Genomic DNA, 2,977 nt, shown 5'->3' on the forward strand with positions numbered 1-2,977 from the left:
ACCACGGCATCTTCAGCAACAACCGCTACAGTTTTCTTGCCTGTTGCATCGGTATGCACACCAAGCACCGCAGCAGGTACTTCACGGGCAGTTTCACCACGGCCGAGTTTCACAGATACGGTATCACCTGCTGCTACAGATTCACGAGCCTCAGCATCAGCGTACTCAGTATCCAGAGCTTCCAGTTCATCCTGTGCTTTCACGATACGGTTCGTGATGACTTCGGTACTGCGTACTTTATCGTCACCATCCTCCCATACCACACGGTTGGCATCACCTACCACGGTAGTTTCATCGAAGCCCTCACCATAGCGGAACTTGTAGATGATTTTACCATCTTGTTCAGCCTGTGCAATCAGGGTAGCTTGCACTTCGGCATAGGTGTTCAGTTCAGCCTGTTCAGATTTACGACCAACCTTAATGGTATAGTCTTCACCGACAGTCAGGGTTTCGCGTTCCTTAGCGGTTGCCAATTCAGCTTCGAGTTTCTCGATTTGACCAGCTACCACTACTTTACGTTCTACGATTTGTTGGGTGTTACGCATTGTTTATTCCTTTAATTTGATTACAGTTAGGGTTAAGGTTAGTACATGTACAATCAAGAGAACCAGCCAGGCTTCTTGTAAGTTTTCTGCATGCGGCTGTACATACCATCACGCAGTTCCACAGCAAGCTGTTCAATACCGAAGTACGGTACGAACATCTTCTTGTTGTCATTGATACAGATACCTGATGTAGTACCATCAGGGAATGTAATCTGCATCTGCCAGAGCTCATGCAAGAGCACACTCGGATTATATCCTAAGCGTACCAACGCAGTCGCTACCTCAGGGAGGAACCGTACACCATATGCATCCGCTACACCAATAGCACACAGCGCCGCAGGTTGTACCGAGTACAGGCTTTGTACAGTTTCGGTATCTCGTGTACACTTAGGGCAGTTCCAGCCGTACAGCAGGGCACGGAGGAGTTCTTCCAGTCGAGTATCGAGTACACGAGCAGGTGCTTTCCTACGCAGTTCACGATTGTTCCAGCTTCGTGTTTTTACACGCTTTTGTTTCATCGGTTTTGACCTTATTTAGGTGACTTTAAGCATAATTAGTGTGACAATAAAATTATGCTCCGCGTACTATAAGTGTGACATTAAGCGCTATCAACCCTATAGTATTTATTAATAAAAGCTATGATAGTAAAGTCTTATTCGCGGTGAAGCTATCATAGCCAAATGCTATTAGAAAGTACACAATTCCCGTGTGCTGGTACTAAAGAGTTCACGGATAGCTGGTGTACCATCAGCAACAGCATCTAGGACTTGCTGCTTCATGCTATACGGTACTACCTTGTTAGCGTATGTAAACACTTTCTCCTGTCCGATATACATCTGTATCACGGGATAAATTTCACCCTGCGAGTGCACATGCACACCTGAACCCACGGAATCACCAAGCTTAATGCTGTAATCGCTCATGTTCTACCTCATCGTTAAGTTCGACCTGCAATTACACCATCAGAATAACCAAACTCGTAGCCCTCATCGTACGCACTCTCACACCCAGCTATGTAACCAGATTCATAACCCTCATCGTACGCACTATCAACGGCTTCCTCTAAACTACGAGCATACGTTAATACTTCGTTGTAGTATTCAATGAGCTCCTCTTGTAAAATCTCTTCGAGAACTTCTGTATCAAGTTTGTCAATACAAGTTCTGGTACGAACTTCCGCAATAATCTTTGCAGTTCTGTCCATAAAATCGTGTTTCATGTTGTAGCTCCTTTAGTATTTAATATTAGGTTTGTTTGTCTGTCTTACTGCCACAATTGAATTATATTTCAAATTTGATAGGGCTTGGTATCACCAGTCTAAAATAACATCATCGGTTACTCGGAAGCCATTATTGTCCTCAATGTAGGTAGGGTCGCTCCATTCGCAGGCGTATACTTCCTCACCATCTTCAAAGGCTTCTTGGTTTGTGATTTTCCAGATGACCGTATATTCTTCGCCGTCCTCATCTTTGGCGCGGGCTTCGTACCAATAATCCCAAAGCCCTGTTGAAAGCTCGTCGCCTTTCTCATCGTTAAATCGGTAAAAAGCGCCATCATAACCATCTAAATAGGCTCCTTTTGTTATTTTGATATGTTTCATTTGATTCTCCTTCACCATTTAATAATAAAACTGTTTGTGTACACCGCGTTATCAACGACATACCCAGCAAGTTTCAGACCAAATTGCAAACGCTCAATATCATAAGCGTAAGCTTCCAAGCGAATTGCTGCTGGATGTGCACCAGGAGCTAACTGCATTGCATTAGGTAATTGCACGAGTACCTCAGTACGGCTATCCATAGCAGCGTTTACTATGGCCTGCTGAATTTTAGCACATAACTGCATATGCAGTTCATCAGCCCTCTTCGCTTGTATACGTCTAACTACTGATACGTCTATCATGGTTTGCACTCAGGTTCTGACTTCAGGCCGTATTCTGTGAAGTCTGGTTTAGATAAATCGTACTTAGCGGCCATTACTGCATCATAGCAGTAATCGTATTTCGCAAGAGTGCTGCTCAGCCCTACAAGCGATAAGTACAATAGTTCAATCAGCAAGGCAAGCCCAATGGCGCCAAGTAATAAAGTTCTCATGTCTGCTCCTGTGTTGTGTTCAGAACAAGGCTGCAAGTGCAGGCTATCATTGCAGCCCTGTATACTTATGAGGCTTCGCGAAGTCGCCGATTTACGCGTCGTCGCCATCGCCATCGCCAGAGCCATAGCCAGAGCCATTGCCAAAGCCACGGCCATCGCCATAACCAGAACCACGGCCATAGCCATCACCATAGCCATAGCCATCGGCATGGCCAGCGCCATCGCCATAACCAGAGCAATAGTCAGCGCCATCACCATAGTCACGGCCATCGCCATATGGCTTACATAAATTACTCATCTTGATTAGCCTCCTGTGCTGTGCGGATTGATTCTGCGGCC

The 2,977-nt window shown here is 45.4% G+C and carries 7 protein-coding genes; all 7 read right to left on the reverse strand.

What is annotated here, in order from left to right:
* Nucleotides 1-545 (reverse strand): hypothetical protein (locus tag ABWK52_RS28970; protein ID WP_353772356.1); only part of this gene is annotated, 545 nt, incomplete at its 3' end.
* Between the two features lie 53 nt (nt 546-598).
* Nucleotides 599-1,063 carry a hypothetical protein gene (locus ABWK52_RS28975; protein WP_353772357.1) on the reverse strand — a complete coding sequence of 155 codons (465 nt, stop codon included), beginning with the start codon at nt 1,061-1,063 and terminating at the stop codon, nt 599-601.
* 168 nt (nt 1,064-1,231) lie between these two features.
* A complete protein-coding gene (locus ABWK52_RS28980) occupies nt 1,232-1,390 on the reverse strand; it encodes a hypothetical protein (protein WP_353772358.1) in 159 nt (52 codons plus the stop codon).
* 92 nt (nt 1,391-1,482) lie between these two features.
* Nucleotides 1,483-1,764, reverse strand: coding sequence for a hypothetical protein (locus tag ABWK52_RS28985; RefSeq protein WP_353772359.1), 282 nt, complete (start codon nt 1,762-1,764; stop codon nt 1,483-1,485).
* Nucleotides 1,765-1,854: 90 nt separating this feature from the next.
* Nucleotides 1,855-2,145, reverse strand: a complete 291-nt coding sequence (locus tag ABWK52_RS28990; RefSeq protein WP_171505661.1) for a hypothetical protein — start codon at nt 2,143-2,145, stop codon at nt 1,855-1,857.
* Between the two features lie 11 nt (nt 2,146-2,156).
* Nucleotides 2,157-2,447, reverse strand: coding sequence for a hypothetical protein (locus ABWK52_RS28995; RefSeq protein WP_216614651.1), 291 nt, complete (start codon nt 2,445-2,447; stop codon nt 2,157-2,159).
* Nucleotides 2,444-2,896 (reverse strand): hypothetical protein, encoded by a 453-nt coding sequence (locus ABWK52_RS29000; protein WP_353772360.1) that lies wholly within the window; start codon nt 2,894-2,896, stop codon nt 2,444-2,446. Before ABWK52_RS29000 ends, ABWK52_RS28995 begins: the two co-directional genes overlap by 4 nt.
* Between the last annotated feature and the right edge of the window lie 81 nt (nt 2,897-2,977).

Origin of the sequence: Bacillus sp. AP50, from assembly GCF_040492675.1 — a bacterium.
Lineage (GTDB): Bacteria > Bacillota > Bacilli > Bacillales > Bacillaceae_G > Bacillus_A > Bacillus_A cereus.

Bases quoted from the DNA above. Each gene is read 5' to 3' on its own strand.
- ABWK52_RS29000 (WP_353772360.1), bottom strand. From the start codon at position 2,896: ATGGTGATGGCGCTGACTATTGCTCTGGTTATGGCGATGGCGCTGGCC.
- ABWK52_RS28995 (WP_216614651.1), bottom strand. From the start codon at position 2,447: ATGATAGACGTATCAGTAGTTAGACGTATACAAGCGAAGAGGGCTGAT.
- ABWK52_RS28975 (WP_353772357.1), bottom strand. From the start codon at position 1,063: ATGAAACAAAAGCGTGTAAAAACACGAAGCTGGAACAATCGTGAACTG.
- ABWK52_RS28990 (WP_171505661.1), bottom strand. From the start codon at position 2,145: ATGAAACATATCAAAATAACAAAAGGAGCCTATTTAGATGGTTATGAT.
- ABWK52_RS28985 (WP_353772359.1), bottom strand. From the start codon at position 1,764: ATGAAACACGATTTTATGGACAGAACTGCAAAGATTATTGCGGAAGTT.